The sequence below is a fragment of the Nostoc sp. PCC 9305 genome (assembly GCF_963920915.1).
GTDB lineage: Bacteria > Cyanobacteriota > Cyanobacteriia > Cyanobacteriales > Nostocaceae > Nostoc.
Genome location: NZ_CAWUDN010000001.1, coordinates 167,075 through 189,190 on the forward strand (window position 1 = coordinate 167,075; position 22,116 = coordinate 189,190).

General features: G+C 40.9%; 19 protein-coding genes. 9 read left to right on the forward strand and 10 right to left on the reverse strand.

The window, feature by feature from the left end; all coding sequences use genetic code 11:
* Positions 1-475: 475 nt before the first annotated feature.
* The 3 genes from ACM0OX_RS00695 (at position 476) to ACM0OX_RS00705 (ending at position 4,797) form a co-directional block, all read left to right on the forward strand.
* On the forward strand, positions 476-1,846 hold the full coding sequence (locus ACM0OX_RS00695; protein ID WP_414512229.1) for a protein kinase domain-containing protein: 1,371 nt from the start codon (positions 476-478) through the stop codon (positions 1,844-1,846).
* A 72-nt stretch (positions 1,847-1,918) separates the two neighbouring features.
* Positions 1,919-3,382, forward strand: coding sequence for an ABC transporter substrate-binding protein (locus tag ACM0OX_RS00700; RefSeq protein ID WP_414512231.1), 1,464 nt, complete (start codon positions 1,919-1,921; stop codon positions 3,380-3,382).
* 362 nt (positions 3,383-3,744) lie between these two features.
* Positions 3,745-4,797 (forward strand): hemerythrin domain-containing protein, encoded by a 1,053-nt coding sequence (locus ACM0OX_RS00705; RefSeq protein WP_414512272.1) that lies wholly within the window; start codon positions 3,745-3,747, stop codon positions 4,795-4,797.
* An 81-nt stretch (positions 4,798-4,878) separates the two neighbouring features.
* Here the strand turns inward: ACM0OX_RS00705 and ACM0OX_RS00710 are convergent, their stop codons facing one another.
* From ACM0OX_RS00710 to ACM0OX_RS00745, 8 genes are all read right to left on the reverse strand, one after another.
* On the reverse strand, positions 4,879-6,063 hold the full coding sequence (locus ACM0OX_RS00710; RefSeq protein ID WP_414512233.1) for a M20 family metallopeptidase: 1,185 nt from the start codon (positions 6,061-6,063) through the stop codon (positions 4,879-4,881).
* A 218-nt stretch (positions 6,064-6,281) separates the two neighbouring features.
* Positions 6,282-6,845: a pentapeptide repeat-containing protein gene (locus tag ACM0OX_RS00715; RefSeq protein ID WP_334842404.1), complete on the reverse strand. Its 564-nt coding sequence runs from the start codon at positions 6,843-6,845 to the stop codon at positions 6,282-6,284.
* 360 nt (positions 6,846-7,205) lie between these two features.
* Positions 7,206-8,966, reverse strand: coding sequence for a serine/threonine protein kinase (locus ACM0OX_RS00720; protein WP_414512235.1), 1,761 nt, complete (start codon positions 8,964-8,966; stop codon positions 7,206-7,208).
* A 235-nt stretch (positions 8,967-9,201) separates the two neighbouring features.
* Positions 9,202-9,390 carry a 30S ribosomal protein S21 gene (gene rpsU / locus ACM0OX_RS00725; protein ID WP_012407716.1) on the reverse strand — a complete coding sequence of 63 codons (189 nt, stop codon included), beginning with the start codon at positions 9,388-9,390 and terminating at the stop codon, positions 9,202-9,204.
* Between the two features lie 116 nt (positions 9,391-9,506).
* Positions 9,507-9,839 carry an RNA recognition motif domain-containing protein gene (locus ACM0OX_RS00730; protein ID WP_094351322.1) on the reverse strand — a complete coding sequence of 111 codons (333 nt, stop codon included), beginning with the start codon at positions 9,837-9,839 and terminating at the stop codon, positions 9,507-9,509.
* A 539-nt stretch (positions 9,840-10,378) separates the two neighbouring features.
* A complete protein-coding gene (locus tag ACM0OX_RS00735) occupies positions 10,379-12,058 on the reverse strand; it encodes a hypothetical protein (protein ID WP_414512237.1) in 1,680 nt (559 codons plus the stop codon).
* A 2-nt stretch (positions 12,059-12,060) separates the two neighbouring features.
* The gene (locus ACM0OX_RS00740; RefSeq protein WP_414512239.1) at positions 12,061-12,294 is read right to left on the reverse strand and encodes a hypothetical protein; all 234 of its coding nucleotides are present in this window, start codon (positions 12,292-12,294) and stop codon (positions 12,061-12,063) included.
* 562 nt (positions 12,295-12,856) lie between these two features.
* The gene (locus ACM0OX_RS00745; protein WP_414512241.1) at positions 12,857-13,480 is read right to left on the reverse strand and encodes an SMI1/KNR4 family protein; all 624 of its coding nucleotides are present in this window, start codon (positions 13,478-13,480) and stop codon (positions 12,857-12,859) included.
* A gap of 445 nt (positions 13,481-13,925) precedes the next feature.
* On the opposite strand from ACM0OX_RS00745, the gene ACM0OX_RS00750 reads away from it, so the two are divergent.
* Positions 13,926-14,108, forward strand: a complete 183-nt coding sequence (locus ACM0OX_RS00750) for a CsbD family protein (RefSeq protein ID WP_334804111.1) — start codon at positions 13,926-13,928, stop codon at positions 14,106-14,108.
* Positions 14,109-14,383: 275 nt separating this feature from the next.
* A complete protein-coding gene (gene psb35 / locus ACM0OX_RS00755) occupies positions 14,384-14,554 on the forward strand; it encodes a photosystem II assembly protein Psb35 (RefSeq protein WP_414512274.1) in 171 nt (56 codons plus the stop codon).
* Between the two features lie 21 nt (positions 14,555-14,575).
* Here psb35 and ACM0OX_RS00760 read toward each other — a convergent pair whose 3' ends face one another.
* Positions 14,576-15,670, reverse strand: coding sequence for a response regulator (locus ACM0OX_RS00760; RefSeq protein WP_414512243.1), 1,095 nt, complete (start codon positions 15,668-15,670; stop codon positions 14,576-14,578).
* Positions 15,671-16,258: 588 nt separating this feature from the next.
* Here ACM0OX_RS00760 and ACM0OX_RS00765 point away from each other — a divergent pair.
* The 3 genes from ACM0OX_RS00765 to ACM0OX_RS00775 all read left to right on the forward strand — a co-directional run bounded on the left by ACM0OX_RS00765 (position 16,259) and on the right by ACM0OX_RS00775 (position 20,124).
* Positions 16,259-16,978, forward strand: a complete 720-nt coding sequence (locus tag ACM0OX_RS00765) for a response regulator (RefSeq protein ID WP_414512244.1) — start codon at positions 16,259-16,261, stop codon at positions 16,976-16,978.
* Between the two features lie 182 nt (positions 16,979-17,160).
* The gene (locus ACM0OX_RS00770) at positions 17,161-18,858 is read left to right on the forward strand and encodes an NAD(P)H-quinone oxidoreductase subunit 4 (RefSeq protein ID WP_414512246.1); all 1,698 of its coding nucleotides are present in this window, start codon (positions 17,161-17,163) and stop codon (positions 18,856-18,858) included.
* Between the two features lie 138 nt (positions 18,859-18,996).
* A complete protein-coding gene (locus tag ACM0OX_RS00775) occupies positions 18,997-20,124 on the forward strand; it encodes a three-Cys-motif partner protein TcmP (RefSeq protein ID WP_414512248.1) in 1,128 nt (375 codons plus the stop codon).
* Here ACM0OX_RS00775 and ACM0OX_RS00780 read toward each other — a convergent pair.
* A complete protein-coding gene (locus ACM0OX_RS00780; RefSeq protein ID WP_094351338.1) occupies positions 20,114-20,890 on the reverse strand; it encodes a DUF5131 family protein in 777 nt (258 codons plus the stop codon). The two genes, ACM0OX_RS00775 and ACM0OX_RS00780, sit on opposite strands and share 11 nt — an antisense overlap.
* 308 nt (positions 20,891-21,198) lie before the next feature.
* On the opposite strand from ACM0OX_RS00780, the gene thrB reads away from it, so the two are divergent.
* On the forward strand, positions 21,199-22,113 hold the full coding sequence (thrB, locus tag ACM0OX_RS00785) for a homoserine kinase (RefSeq protein WP_414512250.1): 915 nt from the start codon (positions 21,199-21,201) through the stop codon (positions 22,111-22,113).
* The last annotated feature ends 3 nt before the right edge of the window (positions 22,114-22,116 follow it).

Here is a 22,116-nt window from a genome sequence, read left to right on the forward strand (position 1 = left end):
AGGGTGTTTAATAAGATTTACATTTGAATGCTAGGCTGTTTTAACAGAATTGAGAACGATCGGCAAACTCTGTAAAGAACCTTTAATAATTCTAGCGTAATCGTCACAATTGCGGGGAGTTTTATAAACCCTACAATGGAGATGTGTGGTAATTACGGCATTGGTGGGATAAAAAAAGCTTCTGTTAGAAACAAGTGTTGCTTAAAGGGCGGTATTGTTTTTGAGAATTGCGGTTGATTTGGGGAGAGTAATGAGTCGAATAGAGATGAAGTTGCTGGCTGCTGAAAGTCAAGTGATTTCCTGTTTGGGATCAAAAGGAAGCGATCGCCTAGCCTTGTTTTTACTGACTAGAATGGAGTGAGTCTCTCTACAAAAATATTCCTAGCGATCGCCATTGCTGATGTAGAGACTTTACAATGCAACGCCTTTAGTTAAGGTATATTCTAAAAACGAATAAAATGACAGCGATAATTATATGGTCTGCTGCCTAAATCCTAATTGCGAGAATCCCCAAAATCCTGACGGGGCAAATTTCTGCCTCAGTTGTGGCACAGAGTTGGTATCGCTATTGAGAAATCGTTACCGAATCATCGCACCATTAGGGAGAGGAGGGTTTGCACGCACATATATCGCAGAAGATATAGACAAGCTCAATGAACGATGTGTTGTGAAGCAGCTGGTTCTAAGTCAATTTTATGGCAGCCAGGGTAGTCAGGCACATAAAAAAGCGACTGAGTTGTTTGAACGAGAGGCCAAACGTCTCAAAGAACTAGGAGAACATCTCCAAATTCCCAATTTGTATGCATATTTTAAGGAATCTGAATATCTGTATTTAGTGCAGCAGTTTATCGAAGGGCAAAATCTGTTGCAAGAGTTAAAACAGCAGGGAGTTTTTAATGAAGCCAAGATTCGAGATTTTTTAAATGATTTGTTATCTGTGCTGGTAGACATACATCAACAACAAGTAATTCACCGCGATCTTAAGCCAGAAAATATTATTCGCCGTCAAAATGATGGAAAATTAGTACTAATTGATTTTGGAGTGGCAAAGCAAAAAACGGAACCTACAAACACCGCAGTGGGAACAATTATTGGTTCATTAGGTTATGCACCAATTGAGCAAATGCAAGCGGGTAAAGTTTTTCCTTCCAGCGATATTTACAGTTTAGGAATAACTTGCTTTCATCTGCTGACTAATATCTCTCCTTCGAGTTTGTGGATGAAACAAGGCTATGGTTGGACTTCTAATTGGCGGCAGTATTTAACGCAACCCATAAGTCAAGAATTAGAGATGATTCTTAATAAGTGCCTACAAGAAAATCACGAACAGCGTTATCAATCTGCACAGGCTGTTTTACAAGATTTGAATAAATTGCCACCGCTAAGGTATACATCGGCTCCTACAGTTATTCCACCTACTCTGCGATCGAGATCGCAACCACAAAATCAACATCAATCAACTCGATATCTACCACAATTCTCTAACAGTAGATTATTGTCTGGAGCAATAATAGCTGGATCGGGTAGTTCATTTTTAGCGATCGCACTTATAAGTTTTCTCGGAACGACTTGGATTAGTTCTGGATTGTGGTTGCTAATTTTGGGAGGATTAGTCTTTATTCAATCTCGCCCGCTTCTAGAAAAAGCTTATTTAATTGTTATTGCTATCATCGCAAATTTACTCGTTGTCTTTATTTTCAGAAATCTCCTAACTAATAATCTTCTCAACGCTGGTTTAAATGGACTATTACTTGTAGGATTGCTAGTTATTCTGGCTGGTTTATTGACAGTTATTATTGTCGGTGTATCTGAAATAATCAACAAACTGATTGCTAAATATCTTTAGTTTTTTGGTTTTATTCAATTATCATAAATCTCTTTATTTAAGATAATTTTTGTAAAATATTGGTAATTGTTCATGACAAATAAAAAAGAAAACTTGAGACTGCTTATTTCTCTTGGTCTAGCTGGGGTAATGGTAGCAGCTATTTTATGGTTAATTAGCAAAGTCTCTTCTACTATCGTAACAACATCATCAAACCCCACACAAACTTCATCTTCATTTACAAATAAGTTGTCATTAATGAATTTGGGTACAAGGATTTTGGTGAAAGTGCAAACATCTCCTGAAAAAACAGATGGAGTTAAAGCTTTTGCTGAGAAAGATTTTACTACTGCTGTTCAAAAGTTTACTGCTTCACTAAAAAATAATCCTAACGATCCAGAAACTTTAATTTATTTAAACAATGCCAAAATAGCACGAGATAATTTAGAAGCAATAAAAGTTGCGATCGTCGCACCAATTAGCTTCGATCCTAGTTTAGCAGAAGAGATTTTACGCGGTGTAGCTCAAGCCCAAAATGAAGTTAATAACCAAGGAGGAATTAATGGTAAAAAATTGCAAATTGTAATTGCAAGTGCTGAGAATAGAGAAGATTCTGCACGTCTAGATAATGAATTAGTTGAAGATAAAAGCCTTGTAGCTGCCGTGGGTGTTAGACGTAAGGCAGAAATATATAAAGAGAAAGGTTTGGTTTTAGTCTTACCCGTCGAGCTTCCAAATCAAGCAGAAAATTCCGAAAGATTAGATAATAATACATTAAATAGTCAGCCTAATAGTTCCACAAGTAACTATTTGTTTCACGTAAATCCGTTATATGATAATTTAGTAGATACTCATTCTCGCTACATTGCTCGACAAGCCAAAAATGTTGCTATTTGTGGCGATGTTCGTAGTGCAAGAGATAATTCAACCTCTTCATCAAATCAGATACTTGTAGAAAAATACACTCAAGCTATCAAAAAATATGGCAGCAACGTTATTAGTACACCTTGCAATTTAGCCGATAAGAATTTTGACCCTAAAGCTTTTGTGGATAAAGCAATCGAAACAGAAAATGCAAGTGGCTTTTTACTAATGCCTTCAATCAGAAATATATACTTTGCCACCAAGGTAGCACAAGAGGTTAAAGGTAGAAAGCCACTGTTTGCTTCTGAAACTATGTACAGTGCAACAACTTTACAAAATGGCAAGGATCTCGAGGGAATGATTTTACCTGTGTATTGGCATCGTAATGCTAATAAAGATAATCCTTTTGCGAAAAATGCCTTTCAGCTTTGGAATGCCCAAGTAAATCAGAGAACGGCGGGAGCTTATGATGCACTGCAAGCAATTATTGCTGGCTTAAAAGAAGATAGTACCCGCGAAGGATTACAAAGGGTATTGTCTAATCCCAATTTTTCAACATCTGGAGCAACCGGAATGATTCAGTTTTCGCCATCCGGGGAGCGTCAAGGAGAAGCAATGCTTGTCAAAATTGAGCGTTGTGAGTCTTGCTCTAGTGGAACTGGTTACGATTTTGCCCTCTTGAATAAGAAGTAGTTTTTTTGATGTTAATTGTCATTCTAAAGATATAGATTACTCCCAAATAGATAATCTTAGGACTTACGCACGGGTAACGGAAAACGAACCACAGAGGGCGCAGAGTTCACGGAGGAATGAGAGTTTGAGAGGGTTTTTGCGTAAGTCCTAAATCTATTGAATTTTAATGTAATACTAAATTGCTTAATTTGATGGCAATCAAAAATAGAAGCGATCGCTTCTATTTTTCTCTAACGAAAAGTTTTGTTTATCTACCCAGAGTTGTGAGAGCGATCGCTCAAAAGAAAGATGGAATCTCCCTAGCCTCTGTGTCAAGGTTATATCAAGTAAGAATTACGAACACTTTGCCGAGGAGAACACGGATGGTAGCTACTTTAGATGATACGAAACGCAATGCAATTGCTGTAAAACTTGCAAGTCTTAAAGCTCTGCAACAGTTGGTCATCGAAAATGAACAATCGCTTTTGACGCAAGGGCTTGATGCTGAAATTGCCGATCGCATCCGAAATTTCATAAATGACGATCAAAAAAACCTTGGTGTTTTAGAAACCGTAATTGGTCAGTATGGGATTCAGGCAGAACCCAAAAAAACTGTTACACAATTCATTGAAAAAGCTCGCGAATTGTTCAAAGGTTCTGAGTTGAGCCTGTATGAAAAAGTATCTCAGCATGAATTACTGAAACATCAATTAGTAATGAGTGGCTTGATAGTTCACAAAGCTGCTCAAAAAATTGGCGCTGATGTGTTGCTAGCAATTGGGCCTTTGAATACCATTAACTTTGAAAACCGCGCTCACCAAGAACAACTCAAAGGCATTCTGGAAATTTTGGGCGTCCGTGAATTCACTGGACAAGATGCAGATCAAGGAATTTGGGCGCGTGTTCAAGACGCGATGGCCGCAGTCAGTGGTGTGGTAGGTAGTGCTGTCACCCAAAACAGCGACAAAAAGGATCTAAACATCCAAGATGTCATCCGCCTCGATCACAATAAGGTAAATACCCTGTTCACCGAACTATTGCAAAGCAACGATCCCCAGAAGATCCAAGAGTACTTCGGTCAAATTTATAAGGATTTAAATGCCCACGCTGAAGCTGAAGAAGAAGTAGTCTACCCAAGAGTACGTCCTTTCTACGGTCAAGATAACACCCAAGAGCTTTTTGATGAACAAGCTGAAATGAAGCAGGTGTTAGACCAAATTAAGGGTATTAGCCCTTCTTCATCTGAATTCAAAGATCGAGTTAGACAGCTTATGGAAGCTGTTGGCGACCATATTCGTCAAGAAGAAAGCACAATGTTTGCTGCTATTCGTAACAACTTGAGCAGCGATGAAAGCGAACAACTGGCTACTGAATTCAAAGCCGCTAAGACCAGAATTCAAGAGAAATTGGGTGTTGTTAGCGAATCGAACGTGTAGAATGCTTTCGAGCTTTTTATATCCGCTAACAAAAGTTAGTTAAACAAAAACTCCCAGCAGATAAACGCTGGGAGTTTTTGTTTACAAATTTTGCTGACAGTACTTATAAGCTGTGTATGCCATAGTTACAACCCCGGTGATAATGGCAGATTCATCAACTTCAAATTGGGGATGGTGTAATGGGTGGTTAATGATTCTTTCTTTGTAGCCGACACCCAAACGAAACATGGAACCAGGGACGTGTTCCAGATACATAGAAAAATCTTCAGCACCAAGGGAGGGTTCGGGTAAGACTTGAACGCGATCGCAACTCCAAGCTTCTTCTGCGGCTGACTGTAACAATTGCGTCAGGGCGTAATCATTTTGGACGCTGGGTACACCTTGGCGATAATTAACTTGATACTTTGCTCCGTAGGTATGGCAAACATTAGATACAATGTTTTCAATCCAGTTTGGGAGATGGGCACGGGTTTCAGGATGGAGCGATCGCACTGTTCCCAATAACTGCACTTTATCCGCAATTATATTCGGCGCTCTGCCACCATTTATCTTCCCGATACTCAATACTACAGGACGCAAAGGATTTTGTGTTCGGCTGATGGCTTGTTGCAGTGCGCTAATCACTTGGCAAGCAATCCAAATCGCATCAATCGCCTCATGGGGACGCGCCCCGTGCCCAGATTCTCCCATAATCAGAATCTCTAAATCATCAGCGGCGGCTGTCAATGCCCCGTAACGCACCCCAATAGAACCTGCGGGTATAGAAGGGAAAACATGAACCCCTAATAAAGCTGAGACGTTTTCCATCGCCCCATCTTTTACCATCCAGCTTGCCCCTTGAGCAATTTCCTCGGCTGGCTGAAATAAAAACCGCACTTTCCCACCCAACTCCTCAGCCATTTGGGACAGCACCATCGCCGTTCCTAACCCTACAGTAGTGTGGACATCGTGACCGCAAGCGTGCATAATCCCATCTGCACGAGAGGCATATTCCAAATTTGTGCCCTCTTGAATTGGCAAGGCATCCATATCAGTGCGAATTGCCAATAAACGGTCATTTTGACCAGTGCCTTGAAGTTCTCCAATGACACCCGTTTTGCCAACTCCCTCTTGTACATGCAGTCCACTGGAAGACAAAACACCAGCTACAAAGGCTGCTGTTTGGTACTCCTGACCGCTGAGTTCTGGGTGAGAATGGATGTGGCGGCGAATTTCAATTAAGCGAGGTGCTAGTTTTGCGGCTAAGTCTTTTATATGGGTAAGCATCGATTGAATTAATCTATAGGCTTTTTTCCCATGATAAAGAACTGTTAACAAACAAAATGCTTTTGCTATACAAGGATGGTGGTTGAAGGAAGCAGGGGAGCAGGGGAGCAGGGGAGCAGAGGGGAGAAGGGGGACAAGAGGGGGACAAGGTGACAAAAGTTAGAACTCACAACAAGTCTTTCCCCTTGTCTCCTTGTCCTCTGCCCCTTGTGCCCAGTTTATTTTGAGTAGCAGGTTGTACCTGGAGTATTTTCGGGTTTGTACTCGTTACATTCTCTGGGATTTTGACGCTCTAATGACCAGCCATAAGGTTTGTCGGAGGTGACAACACCATTATTTAAAGTTGTTAATCGGTAGTTAGCACCCCGAAAATTAGTAAATTGCAATTTGGCATCTTTTAAGTTTGCTGCTTCTAAATTGGCACTTATGAAGCCGGCAAAAGACAGATCGGCATTTTCCAGGGATGCTGATTTTAAATTTGCTCCTGTTAAAGAAGCACCATTGAGATTCGCCGAATTCAGAATCGCACCTTCTAAATTTGCACCGGTGAGATCGGCATTCGTGAGATTAGCTTGAGATAATGTAGCGGCGCTCAAGTCAGCCCCTCGCAAATTTGCTCCAGTTAGATTCAGCTTACTTAGGTCAGCACCACTCAAATTACACCGAGGACAGGCACTTGTTGCTTTCAACTGATCCAAGTCTAGCTGATTTAACGCAAGAGCCTGCTCTGCAAACCCTAAACAAGCTAACAGGGAGACGGTAGCAACAATCTTAAGTTTCATATTTTTTACTGATATTTACAAAAATGACAAGTTACGAACATCACGTACTGTCATCCTTACATATACTGCTTCTCTAAGGAAGTACAGGGATGAAGCATTGATTAAGAAGCTGTAAAAATACTATAAATTCTAGTAGTAAGACTACTCAAACGGAAATATAGGCTATAGAATCAAATCGTAAGGAACTATACCGAACCAATTATAGACTACCAAATATGTGATCCCCCTAGCTCGATGAAAAATACGACTAGGGGGATCTTGTTTTTAGGCATTGACAATGGGGCATTGGGCATTGGTTATTAATTCTTCCCCACCTCCTTTGCTCCCCTGCCCCTCTGCTCCCCTGCTCCCCCGCCTCTTTCATCGCCATCCTAAAAGGCGCAGTCCAGGGACAATTAGGTAATAACTCACTCCTAACCAGAAGCTGATAAAGAAGCCTACAGCGCCAAAAAAAGTCAGGGACAAGTATAACTCTGACCAAGCTGGTTGACTGGTAAATTGGAAAATTGGAGGTGCTAACTTCAAAAGAATCAAAACTGCATAGGCGATCGCACTGCCAAAGGCTGCTAACACAGCGTACACTACATGATGGCTGCGAAGTCCTAAACTCAAGGTGAGTAGGGAAACTGCCACTAAAATCACTGCCACTAAGCCCTCGCCGCTATCTTTTGGGGTGATTAATTGCAAAATCAACCAGCCGAAACCATAGCTAATTATGCCCATCAGGGAAGCCACTAAAAACCGCCGCCGTTGACCAAAACACCCGGATACTGTCAGTCCCCATGCGGTTCCCCAGCCTGCGGCGACGAACACCAAAATATCTGCCCCGAAGACGGGTTGAGTATTTGGTACTAATTGATTTAGCTGATTCCCAATCAATTCCACAATCTGAGGCCCCAAGCTGGTACGATAGGCCAAAATAAAACCTGCGATCGCACCAAAATAAGCACCGATAGTACTCAAGATCATCGCCCAAATCGTTGCCAAACAAGCTCGGAAAATTTTGATGATTGTCTGAGCGATAAAAATAACGGTTTTGGTGACAGCTAGGCTAAAGTTAGCTAAAACTTGTTCAATAGCTTGTGTTATCAGTGTAAATCTCTGGGAAACTTGCGTTGAGGCTTGCTTAATCTTGCCTTGCAGTTGGGCAAATAACCCTGGTGGCGGTAATGGTTGAGAAATCTTCGCCAAACGTTTTTGAATTATAGCTGCATTTGCCGGACGCGATCGCACATCCTCCTGCACCATCTCATCCAGCAAATCTGCTAGTTGCGGGTTGACATTCACCACAGTTCGCCAGCGCAATTTACCCGTTTGCTGATCTTCCAACTCTAGCGGGTATTTGCCTGTTAGTAGTTCGATCGCCGTTCGACCAAGAGCATAAAAATCGGCACTTGGCCCAACAATACCTCCAGTTACTTGTTCTGGCGGACTGTAGCCAGAAGAAAATAATCGTGTGGAACTAGACTTAGAACGCAGCTTAGAGGCGCTAAATTGTTTCGCTCCGCCAAAATCAATTAACACTAAGCGATCGCCCTCTAATTGACCTGGAGACGGGGTTACAGATGGCGAAGATGTACCCAGCATTAAATTAGAAGGTTTGATATCCCGGTGAAGAATCTGACGTTTGTGTAATTCTTGTAAAATCTGCACAGCTTGGGCAAACCAGTTTAAAACCAAACTCTCTGGACACCCTTGGGGAAACTTTTTTAATATCTCCTCTAAAGTCCGCCCATTAATTTTTTCCATTACCAGACAAGGCAGTTGGTGCGGTTTGGGGTTAAACAGTTGTATCTGAAAATACCCTTCGGCATCGACTCTGGGGACACCTGGATGGTGCAAACCGGATAAAACTGCCGCTTCTTGGGTAAATAACTCCAGTGCCTTGGGCGAATCTTCTACCAACACCTTTAACACTTTCTCAGTTTGAGTTTTTTCATCCCAAACCGTGTAGATTTGAGCAAATCCTCCCGATCCTAATGGCTGAAGTGGAACATAGCGGTCTAACAACTCTAGCGGTGCGCCACAGCTGTTGCAAAATTTGTTTCCCCAAGGCTGAGGATAAGGACGTTGACAATCAGGATTTATGCAGTGAACCGCACTCTGAGTGATGTGGGACACAACCGCTACAATACAAAGGCTGACTTGATTTTAGCGTTTCTTTAGGTTTCCTGATTTTAAAATAGATAAAAGAAAAACCCTCATAGAATCTATGAGGGAATTCATTCATATTTACAGCGGATTTCTAGGAAGGTGAAGTACACAAGCTAAGTCTCAAAGCAAGATATAAAGCCTGTTTTGCTTCTGAATTCTGACTCCTGAATTCTGACTCCTGAATTCTGCTGTATCTCAACCCTTAATTACGAAAACTTCTCTTACTTTGTCTGTGCTTGGCAACTTCTTTGCGCTTGCGTTTTTCTAAGGGTGTTTCAAAATGACGATGCTTTCTCATGTCTGGGAAAATTCCCGCCTTGGAAACTTCTCGTTTAAATCGTCGTAAGGCTGACTCAATGTGTTCATTGTCACCTACAATTACTTGGGTCATTATTTCTCCTACTAAGTTGACTTCATCAATGGCTATGCAGGCGGTAACATTACAAAAAAAAGACAGACTCTTGTTTGTCTGACCTTAAGACTCTTGGTAAGTTTTTGTTTCCAAGGTTAGTATCGTCCGCCACCGCCACCGCCACCGCCGCGGTTGCCGTATCCTCCTCTGTTACCACCACCAAAGGAACCTCTATCACCTCTGTCTTCCTTGGGTTTAGCCTTATTCACTTTCAGGTCACGACCCATCCACTCAGCACCGTCGAGAGCTTCAATGGCAGCAGTTTCTTCAGCTTCAGTTCCCATTTCCACAAAAGCAAAGCCGCGCGGACGACCTGTTTCACGGTCAGTAGGTACTTGAACGCGCTTTACAGTACCATATTCTGCAAAAATACCACTTAAATCTTCTTGTGTAACATCATAAGAGAGGTTACCTACATAAATTGACATCGATTCTCTCCAAAATCATCACTGTGTAGAGATTTTAATTTCTCTCAGAAGTCTGTAAATACTAAAAGGAAAAAGCCTTTCAATACTAAAACCAAAGACATCACTGAATTAACTCTCATAAATCTAGGATGACATACGAGCCAACTCTTTGCACCCAGTAGATAGTTAACTAGTGATGCGATCGCACCTAAGCGATCGCCCGCCCCCACATACCCTAAGTACAATCCACCGCAAAAAGGGGTTGGAAATGGAATAAGATAAATTCTGTAGGGTGATATAGAAAATCAGACATGTAGGGGCGCATCTTTAATATCCGAATTGAACGTTTGACTGCATTCACCATGAAGCATTACTTCAAAATTTTAATACGAAAGGCAGAGTCAGGCAACAAATATAAAACTATTGTGACTTGTACCTTTTGGAGAACCTGCTATAAAAGCAACTGCGATGCTTATACCAGCAAGCATCGCGAGTCTTTTTCTTTGGCGCTAGCCTCTCCTTTCGGAAAAGGGAAGTAAGTGGCGTAACATCATGTTCGGCTAATTAACCAAAGTTGCAATCTTAAGTTGCCGAACATCACCTTTCCAAGCTGTCTCCAATTCAGCTTTGACAAGTTGAGCGGCCTCGTCTTTGCCTAATGCCTGCAAACTTGCCTGCAAGCCAAATAGAGAACGTCCATTATGGGGATACTTTTTTAAATCGGCACGAAAGACTTTCTCAGCTTCTCTATAGTCACCCTTAGCCAAAAACACAGCACCCAAAGATTCCCGCGTCGGAAAGTACCAATCTGGTGGTTCCACGTAATTAAGAGCATCTTCTGCTACTACTGCTTTTTCTAGCAATTGGATGGCAGATTCATAATCATGATTTTCTCTAGCAATTTTGGCGTCTAGAACTTTTGAGGCGATGTCTAAAATAGTACTGGCTGGACTGAATCCAATAGTTCTCTCGATGGAAATTCCCTGTTTGGCAGCTAGTAATGCCCGACTTTCACTTGCTGCATCTTCAAGTTTGCCTGTGGCTGCGCTGGCCATACCGCGAGCAAAATGCCAAAGTGCTGAGGTAGTGGGCAATTTAGCTTCGGGAGCAGGAGTTTTTAAGATGGCATCCCAATCACTAAAGCGTGTCTGAATCAGCATTTTGCTGCCAAGGAATCCCTCAAGCATTGGTGCATACGGATCAATTGCAGTAGCATTTAGAACTAATTTATCTGCGGATTTCAGAGCATCTTCATATCTTCCTGCCATGCTACTGGCCACCATGAGGAAATGTACGTTGTGGTTGTAATACATCATGGGGTAAGTGCCCTGGACTTGATATTTTTTGATGTAAATATCATCTTGAGCGATCGCCTGCTTGTTTGCCTGCATTGCCCCTTCATAATCTCCCACACGAAAATAAATATGACTTGGCATGTGTACCAAGTGTCCCGCTGCTGGCGCTAGAGTTCCGAGTCGGTTAGCACTGACAAGGGCCCGTTCTGGAGAAGGTGAGGCTTCCACTGCATGAATATAGTAATGATTAGCTCCTGCATGATTCGGGTTACGTTTGAGAACTGATTCTAAAATAGCCACAATTTCTTCTGTATCTGGCTGTGGCTTACCATCTTTAGTCCAGTGCTGCCAAGGATGCAGATCCATCAGGCTTTCAGCGTAAAGTGTCGCTGCATCCAAATCATTAGGATAGCGCTTGACTAGGTTTCCCATTGCTTTGGCGTAGTAAAGCGCTAGTTGATACAAATCAGCATCGGCATCTTGAGAGTAACGTTTTGCTAAGGCGGTAATATAGTCTCGTTCTTGGGTGGAAGCTTGGGTAGAAAGGGCCAAAGCTTGCTGTACTGCTTGGTAAGCAGCTAATTCCCGATTGGGGTCTATTTCTGAGTTAATGTTAGGCCCCAAGGCTAAAGCAACACCCCAATATGCGATCGCTAAATGCGGATCGAGTTTGGCAGCATATTCAAAAGAACGCACTGCCTCATCATGATTGAAAGCGTAAATCAAATTTAATCCCTGATCGAAAAACTCTTGGGCTTGGGGATTAGAAGTAGAAACTGGATGGTGGATTGTGCCAAGTCCAGATATTAAGTTGTATGGCTGTTTTACTTCAGCGTCAACGTGTTGGTATAAGTTCTCGTCGAGAAGCGGCTTGTTGTCAGATATCGCCGCACTAGGAGCAACTAAAGAGAATATAAGCACCCAAACTAGAAATAAGTACTTCATGATTATTTTTCTTCAAGCTCTTTTTTAATATTTAAATGCCACAGTTTCTCTAAAGAAGCAACTTGTCGCTGGAAAACAGCAGTCCGGTGTTTCTTATAGATATTAAACCCTACAAACACAATCATTGGAATCAAGATAGAATATCCGACGAGAATGTTAACAGATGAATCTGTTTGCATTCTAGAGTCTATATATTGGGAGTTGGGAGTTGCTTGAGTACTAAAATTTGATTGCATAAATATCTTCATAAATACTACAAGTAAGAAGCTAGAAATAAACGTGGATAATTTTTCCTGCTGTCTTTTAGCAGAAATTAGTCACAACTTTTATTAGGTAATTCAAAGTCGCTGCTGAGACTTCTCTATGCCTTCTTGCACTAGCTAAACTATTCTTCAGTTAAAATCTGAACAATTATGTTGATTTCTGCTAAATTTTGTGACAAAATCCTTATTCTGCAAGCTACTGCTCCTAAAGTATTTACTGAGATTTCAACTATTTTTAGTGTCAGTTATTTCTAATACTTGCTTAAATAGTCAGAGTTGCAGAAGCAATATACAGCGGATTGCAAGTTAATAAGTGATTCTTAAGAAAGATGTGACTAATATATAACCCAATACGCTTGGGTTAGCCCCAAAAACCTTAAACTACGTAGGTTGGGGAGCCACTGCGCCCTTGCGGTTTCCCGACTTCTACCCCTTGGGAGATGCAAGTGGCGTTTGAGGAACAAAACCCAACATTTGCAGGACTTTGTTGGGTTGCGCTTTGCTTAACCCAACCTACAATTTTTCTTAACTGTAATTATGAGTTATATTTTCGATATATCTCTTTTTCAAGTTCTAGCTTTTCTTCATCTATTCGGATTATCATGTCATCTTCCTCTCCATCTTCATCTGGTATGAGTTGATATAAACCAAACTCACAACACTCTGCAATTACAGATATCATACTGATAATATTTTTATATATTCTTATTGAATCCTCAAGGCAACCAACATCCCAAAGATAAACCGGAGATGGATCGAGATCGCCAACTACATAAAGCATTCTTTTAGTCTCATACGCAGCAATAGGAAACCATTCTTGCTTCCAATATGCATCATCGTAGTTAGTTGCTTCCCCTATACTTTTGTAAATATCAACTGAATCTTGCAAGGAACAAAAAGAACAAATAATATCGGCTCTTAATTGCTCAGGAAACAAAAAATAGAGTGGTAGATAGCCATTGTTATAACCAAGATCGGCGGTTCCATTGCGCCATTGATAAAGTTCGTATACTTCTTCGGATAACCGGAATGGTAAATCCTTTGTAATTTCGTCAATCTGCTGGCGAGTTAAACCTGGATTATAACAATCAAAAAAATCATGATTGGTAGATTTTAACCAATTCAAAATATATTGAAGTTCATCCGTAAGTTCAGACATTTAACTAACCTCATTTAGTGATTAAAGACGAAAGTGTTTTAAAGCATCTCATCTCATTTACCCGAAATTGAATACACAGCCTCACTAATATTGCACTATCTACCACCAAGCTGAAAGCCTCCGCACACTGTTGACATATTTATTATATCCAGTTTTTATAAGGCAAGTTGCCATTTATCAGCATCACTATCTACCTGAAGTTATAAATTATCTTGTCTTAAGACTGAACAATATAATGGTATCTTTCTCTCTTTTGGATATTATTTGAATTCTCAAGATGAATTTAACCTTTAAATAGTTATGTACAATGGATACAAATATTCTTCATAAAAACATCGTCAGATAGAAGAATTAAAAGTTTTCTAGAAGTAATCTATAGATATTGCAGCGCTTTTCCAGCAAGCAAGAAATAATCAACACTTAACCTACTTTAGGAACAAAAAATATGAGTATCGAAGATAAAGCAAAAGCTTTTGCTAAAAACGTCGAAGGAAAAGTACAAGAAGCAATTGGCGAAGTAACTGGCGATCCTAAAGATAAAGCTGAAGGTAAAGCTAAACAAGCTGAAGCCCAAGTCCGTCACACCGCTGAAAATATCAAAGATGAAGTTAAAAAGACTTTAGATTAAAATAGTACAGCTCGATCGAGGTTCTCCTCGCTGTAACAAGTTGTTCAAGTAGTTAGATTTTGGTGGTAATGTAAATAGGTGAAATTTTATTTAGGAAGAAGGTTTAAGTTAAATAATTATTTACTGAACCTTCTCCCTTTATTAACTCTATTTTTTACCTAAGATTTTCAGGGATTTTGACAATAGCGATCGCAAGACATTTTCTCCATATATTACTGATTTGTCAAAGCTGCTAATTTATAATTAATATTCTATTTACCTATCTTTTAACAGACATCCCAAGATCGCAAGGTAACTCTACTTATTCTATTGTGCTGACAGCGTTATTAGGATTAGGCTTTATCGCTGCTGTGAGTATAGGATCAATTGCCTGGTACAATTCCAAACGTCCTGTAGATTGGGAAGATAAAGAACGTCCTGATATTGTTCCAGAAATCGATCGGTAATAATTTTTTATCTGCCTACTTTTAGTTTTCGTCAGCTAAAGGTAGACGGATAGTAAATGTACTACCCTTGCCTGGTTCAGATGTCACATCGATTGTGCCTTGATGTGCTTCGATAATACAGCGAGAAAGATATAATCCCAAACCACTACCAGAACGTTGGTGTTTTCCTTGACGAAATCGCTCGAATAATATTGCCTGATCTGGTTTAGAAATTCCTGGCCCTGTATCTCGGATATCAATATTCACAGCTATTGGAGTCAGATAGCAGTGAATATCTACAGAACCTTTGTCTGTAAATTTGATGGCATTGCCGATGAGATTTGTCAAAACTCGCCGCAGTTCTATGCGATCGCCCATAATAGCACTTGCAGTTTCACCTAGATCGATGTTTACAGCTAATCCTTTTTCTTCAGCTAAAGGAGTTAATTCTTGGGAAACTTCACTAACTAATTCCTGAATATTGCAGGGAGAAATTTTTAAGGTTTTACAGCCCGCTTCATGACGATAAACTTCTAACAAGGTATTTACCATTTCCAGCAGGTCTTGATTGCTGCCAATCATGGTATCAATTATCTCTTGCAATTGTGGCGAAACATCGCAAAACCTGCCTTCCAGCAATAATTTTAATACGCGGTTGGAGGCTACTAAAGGTATACGTAAATCGTGAGTAAAACGCGAGACAAAATCTGCCCGGAGGTTCGCCATCTGATCTCGTTCGTCGATACTATGCTTAAGGCGCAGGAGCGATCGCACCCTTGCATGTAGTTCATCAGGATCGAATGGTTTGCGAATGAAGTCATCTGCACCAGCGTCTAGTCCTTCCACAACGCTAGACTCATAGTGAGCCGTAAGCAGCAAAATCGGGATAAATGGCAACGCCTGATTCTGTCGGATGCGCCGAGTAAATTCATAGCCATCTAGCTCCGGCATCATCACATCTAAGAGAATTATGTCTGGCGGTGACTCTTCAACCATAGCCAGAGCAATCTTACTATCTTCTACCAAGCTAATTTCATAGTCCTCATCTTCTAGGACTGCTTCTAAGACCAGTAGATTGTCAAAAATATCATCGACAACGAGAATTTTATCTTTTTTGACAGTTTTAGGTAAAGACATGGCTAAATAAAAAAGAAGTGCTTGGCTATCCCTAGCAAATCTAGTAATAGCTTACTTCACCAGCGCTGAGATTATTAAGGATTAACATTTTCTTTTAGAGTTTCCTGAATTAAATACCTTTTGCCTACGTAATTAAACTGCTACTTTTCTGTATATTGTGTATTATTTATTTGATAAAATATTCTTTTTGTAAGTATACCAGCCGCCTAACTTATCCAATTAATATGAGTATCTGGGTGCTATAGTGAGTTATTTTAGTCACTTTTCTGTGCATAATACCGCTCGAAGCAAGGATAATTACTTAATAATCACCTACTTTCACTTGCTACCAGATTTTTCATGAAAAATTATGTAGCATAAAACATCAAGCTTCAGGTTAATGTATAAAAATATTTTTTGATTGAATTATATTGTCATATCGAAACTCTTGCCTTAGAAAAGCTTACGAGATAAGGTTATCTATGTCTAATGGTAGATGAAGTTCAGGGAATAATACCAAACGCATTGCTTTTTGTATAAGATCCCGAATAGAAGAACGAGATTATTTTAATCTGTACTTTAGATAAATAACAGTAAAGTTAAGCAACTATGAGTGAAATCAAGATCCTTGTGATTGAAGATCACAACCTGACAAGAATCGGCTTGCGGTCTGCCTTACAAACTCAGCCAGAGTTTAACATTGTTGGTGAAGCCGCCAATGCAGCCGACGGCATCAAGCTTCTGAAAAGCCTCAAGCCGGATGTTGCTACTATTGACATTGGTTTGCCTGACATGGATGGTATTGAGCTAACACGCACATTTAGGCAACATCAGGCAGAGAATGAGGACTACACAACAAAACTGCTAATTTTAACGATGCAAAATAGCGAACAAGCAGTTTTAGCAGCATTTGCAGCAGGTGCAGATTCTTATTGCATGAAGGATATAGAAACAGAGAAACTAATAGAGGCTGTGCAAACGACTTATGCAGGTAGCTCATGGATCGATCCAGCGATCGCAGACCTTGTACTACAACAAATACGTCAAGATTTCCCCGATGGCAGCAGAGGCGCATCTGGAAAACGAGTCTTGATTGAAGGTATTGACGCAGATACTGAGAAAAGTATAGTCAGTTATCCTTTAACTCACAGAGAGATGGATGTTTTAGAGTTGATTGTTGCTGGCTGTGACAATGCAGAAATTGCGAAAAGGCTCTATTTAACAGTCGGTACTGTCAAAACTCATGTTCGAGGTATTCTCAATAAACTCTGTGTCGCTGACAGGACGCAAGCTGCTGTCCGTGCTTTGCGGGCGGGATTAGTACCGTGAGTAAATAACCATCATCAACTGCGTACACAAGAACACTTAACAAATAAAAATATTTCTTTCCCAGTCTCCAGTCAATTGTTTTTCGGTCAAAGGAGTTAACTGGGACAAAGATTTATGAAGAAATTGTTACAAAGTTTAGTAGAATGACATAATTGACTAAAGAAGTATTTTTATATACATACATGATAGCGGATCAATTTCCCTGGCTTACCGCGATTGTCTTACTGCCACTTGTTGCTTCCCTGCTCATCCCTGTGTTGCCTGATAAAGATGGTAAGCGCGTGCGGTGGTATGCACTGGGTGTAGGTATTGCAGATTTTGCCTTGATGTGCTATGCGTTTTGGAAGCATTACGATGCCAGCAGTGCTAGTTTTCAAATGGTGGAAAATTATGCCTGGATACCTCAGTTAGGTTTTAACTGGGCGGTATCAGTCGATGGGCTTTCAGCGCCACTTGTGCTTTTAGCCGGATTTGTCACCACACTCTCGATGTTTTCAGCTTGGCAAGTCGATCGTCGACCTCGCCTCTTCTATTTTTTAATGCTGGTGCTGTATTCGGCACAGGTAGGGGTGTTTGTTGCCAAAGACTTGCTGCTATTTTTCATTATGTGGGAAGTAGAACTGATTCCTGTCTACCTACTAGTCTGCATTTGGGGTGGGCAAAGGCGTCGTTATGCGGCTACGAAATTTTTGTTGTATACCGCAGCTGCTTCTATATTTATTTTAGTGGCAGCCCTGGCAATGGGGCTATATGGCGGCGGTAATATGACATTTGACATCACCGCCCTCGCCAGCAAAGAATATCCTCTTAGTCTACAACTGCTACTTTATGCAGGATTGTTGATTGCATTTGGTGTCAAGCTTGCTGTTTTCCCCATGCATACTTGGTTGCCTGATGCCCACGGCGAAGCATCATCTCCTGTATCGATGATATTAGCTGGTGTGTTGCTGAAGATGGGCGGATATGGGCTGATTCGCTTGAATCTGGAACTACTTCCCGATGCACACATTTATTTTGCGCCGGTTCTAGCCATTCTGGGTGTTGTCAACATTATCTATGGTGCATTGAACTCCTTTGCTCAGACCAATATGAAGCGGCGTTTAGCTTATTCATCGATTTCTCACATGGGGTTTGTACTGCTTGGCATTGCGTCCTTCACTGATTTGGGAATAAACGGCGCGATGTTGCAGATGATTTCGCATGGTTTAATTGCATCAGTGCTGTTCTTTTTAGCAGGTGTTACTTACGATCGCACCCACACAATGGTAATGAAAGATATGGGCGGTATTGGTCAAGCCATGCCCAAAGTCTTTGCCCTGTTTACAATCGGAACAATGGCATCTCTGGCACTTCCCGGAATGAGCGGCTTTGCTGGCGAACTCTCGGTATTTGTTGGGATGACAAGCAGTGACGTTTACAGTTCGACTTTTTGCACCGTCACAGTTTTTCTCGCTGCCGTTGGAGTTATCCTCACACCGATTTATCTACTTTCCATGCTGCGAGAGGTGTTTTATGGTAAAGACGCAGCACTGCTATGCGACATTAATAATGCAAGCTTAGAAAATCAAGAAGATGACGGAACAGTTTGTTTTGGTACAGACTGTCTCGTGCCAGAAGATGCAGTCTACGAAGATGCTAGACCCCGTGAGGTGTTTATTGCTGCCTGTTTTCTGCTGATGATTATTGGTATTGGTTTCTATCCGAAGATGGCGATGCAGATGTACGATGTGAAGACCGTTGCAGTCAATGCTAATCTTCGCCAGTCTTATGCCATAGTCTCGCAAAGCAATCCCCAGATTTATGCTAAGGGACTCTTGGTTCCGCAAATTTCCGAGGTTGAGGTAGCGCCCGTTTTGGGAACTTTGAAGTCAGCTTTTTGACCAATAGACTTGTTAAAAAGAGCGTTTTCTACGACTAACTACTACCTGTCTATGCGTTTTGATTAGGTTATTACTTTGACCAAAGGCTCTACGCAACCTACAATTACTACATTAGAGTAATACATAAGTGGGTTGCGTATGAGTAATACTTCCTTCTTTGATGAACAGAAAGAGCAATCTTTAATAAAAGCTAGAATTGTTGAGAAATATTTTTGGGCTTGGGCAAAGGTAATTATACCAACTGCTAAAAAAGTTGACCCAAGAATTGCCTATATAGACCTTTTTGCAGGCCCAGGTCGATACAAAGATGGTTCAAAATCAACACCAATAAAAGTTTTAGAGACTGCGATTTCTAATCCAGATATGCAAAATATGTTGGTGACAGTATTTAATGATGCTGATGCAGAACATATTAATTCTCTCCAAGAAACTATAAATTCAATTCCTGGTATTGAAAATTTAAAATATAAGCCTCAAGTAATTAATCATGAAGTTGGGGAAAATATTGTCAAGACATTTAACGAGCGAAAGTTAGTACCTACATTCTTTTTTGTAGATCCGTGGGGATATAAGGGATTATCGCTACAACTGATTAACTCTGTTGTGAAAAACTGGGGGTGTGATTGCATCTTCTTTTTCAATTACAACCGGATCAATATGGGTTTAGGTAACGCAGCTGTTGAAGAACACATGAATGCGCTATTTGGAAAAATACGAGCTGATCAAGTACGCGAAAAACTAAAAATCCTTAAACCAGAAGAACGGGAGTTAACAGTTGTAGAGGCACTTTGCGAAGCTCTCAAGGAAATGGGTGGAGAGTATGTTCTACCTTTTCGCTTTAAACATGAAAACGGCAACCGAACTAGCCATCACTTAATCTTTGTGAGTAAGCACGTCAAAGGCTATGCAATCATGAAAGACATAATGGCAAAAGAGAGTTCTGAACAAAATCAAGGCGTCCCTTCTTTTGAATATAATCCAGCCACCTATAGACAACCGTTACTTTTTGAATTTTATCGTCCTCTTGATGACTTAGAAGAAATGTTATTAGATACATTTGCAGGTCGAACAATAACCATGCAAGACATTTACAATCAGCATCATGTTGGAAGGCGTTATATTAGCAAGAATTACAAAGATGCTCTGAAGAATCTTGAAGCTAAAAGCAAAATAGTAGTAGAGCCACCTGCTAATAAACGAAGAAAGAATAAAGGTGAACTTACATTTGCAGATTCGGTAAAAGTTACATTTCCACCTAAGCAGTGATTACCAAACTTTCTTTTTTCCCTACTAATTTCACTGGAGTATTTCCCCATCTTTTTTGATGCCGCTTCCAAGCATCAGGCATTTCATCCCATATTTTACCATCCAGTAACCTACCTCCAGCCTTAGAAGTTCTTCCGCCAATCTGCTTGAAAAAGAATGCCACTTCTGCTGCTTGACACTGGTCATGAATATCTTTTACCCACTCAGTTTTTAGAGGGCGATGTTTTTGTCCAGACTCTCCACCGACAATAACCCAGTGAATATCTGTTAACTCAAGATTCAATTCACCTAAGAGCGGTTCACACGAAAGAAAGCGGACAGTCGCGGGAACTTGGCGAAGAAAGTCAACACGATGAACATAGTTTTGATTTTCGACTGACACACCCAACCAGATATTTTCATAAAATTCTAGTTCAGAAGCCAACTCAAGTAATCGATCCGGTCGTTTTGTTAATATTTGATATATGTGCCAAGGCGTTTCATGAATTACTTTAAAGACCTTTTGAATGAAATCAAGAGGTACATCTTCATGAAAAAGATCGCTCATTGAATTCACAAATATTCTACTTGGAGTACGCCACTTTAAAGGTTCTGCTAACCTTTCAGGGTGTAAAGTTAAATCAAATCCATTCTTGAAGTTATTAGGAAAGCGTTTAGTGAGAGCTTCTGCATAGCAATGCAAACAACCTGGGCTAACTTTGTTACAACCAGTCGTTGGGTTCCAAGTTTTATCTGTCCACTCAATACCCGTGTGCGCACTAGACATATTACATAACCTTGTAAATTACAAATTCTGCAAATTATACTTTTTGGGATCTGTGTTTTTTATAGTGTATCTGTACTATAACAGAACTCACGATCATCTCATCAATGTAGATGGGGTGGAGCGATCGCACAATCCAAGCATTTAAATTCCCATAATAGAATTTTGCTAGAGCCACAAGCACTGAAACTCAAGGTTCGGAGGATGAATTAAGGAACAGTAAATCAAAGTATCCCCAGTAACGCTTAAAAACTTGCCCCAAACTGCTACCAATACATGGGATGCTAGTTGATGATTACTGAGTTTTACCCATGTCTGTTGTTTCTAGCATCACTGTTACCGTTCCCGCCACAACTGCTAATTTGGGGCCTGGTTTTGATTGCATCGGTGCAGCTTTAAAGTTGTACAACGAGTTTAAATTTACTCGCCTAGAAGAAGGTGGGTTAACTATTCATGTCACTGGTACAGAAGCTGAACGAGTCCAAACTGATGAGAGCAATCTCCTTTACCAAGCGTTTGTCAAGTTCTATCAACACATAGAGCAGACACCGCCGATTGTGAAAATAGAGATTAAGTTAGGTGTACCGTTGGCGCGGGGTTTGGGTAGTTCGGCGACAGCAATTGTTGGTGGGTTGGTTGCGGCTAATCAACTAGAAGGTGCAACTCTGTCTCAGTCGCAGGTGATGGAGTTAGCGATCGCAATGGAAGGACATCCTGATAATGTAGTTCCAGCTTTGTTGGGAGGATGTCGTCTTGCTGCTACCAGTGGCGCAGGTTGGGAAATTTGTGATGTTCCCTGGCATAAAGATGTTGTACCAGTTGTGGCTATTCCTAATTTTGAACTTTCTACTTCCGAGGCGCGGGGCGTTCTGCCAACTGAGGTGAGTCGCGCGGATGCGATTTTCAATACAGCACATTTGGGATTATTGTTGCGTGGCTTGGAAACTGGTAACGCACAATGGTTAAAGACAGCTTTGCAAGATAGATTGCATCAGCCCTATCGGAAAGCTTTGATTCCTGGTTATGATGCTCTCAACATCGCAGCTGTTAGTGCTGGTGCTTATGGTATGGTGATTAGTGGTGCGGGGCCGACACTGTTAGCTTTGGCGGATCGGTTACACTCAAAGGCTGTGGAGGCGGCGATGTTAGCTGCTTGGCAAGAAGAAGGAATTACAGCCGAGGTGCGATCGCTTTCTCTCGATACCCAAGGCGCAAAAAGCTTTTAATAT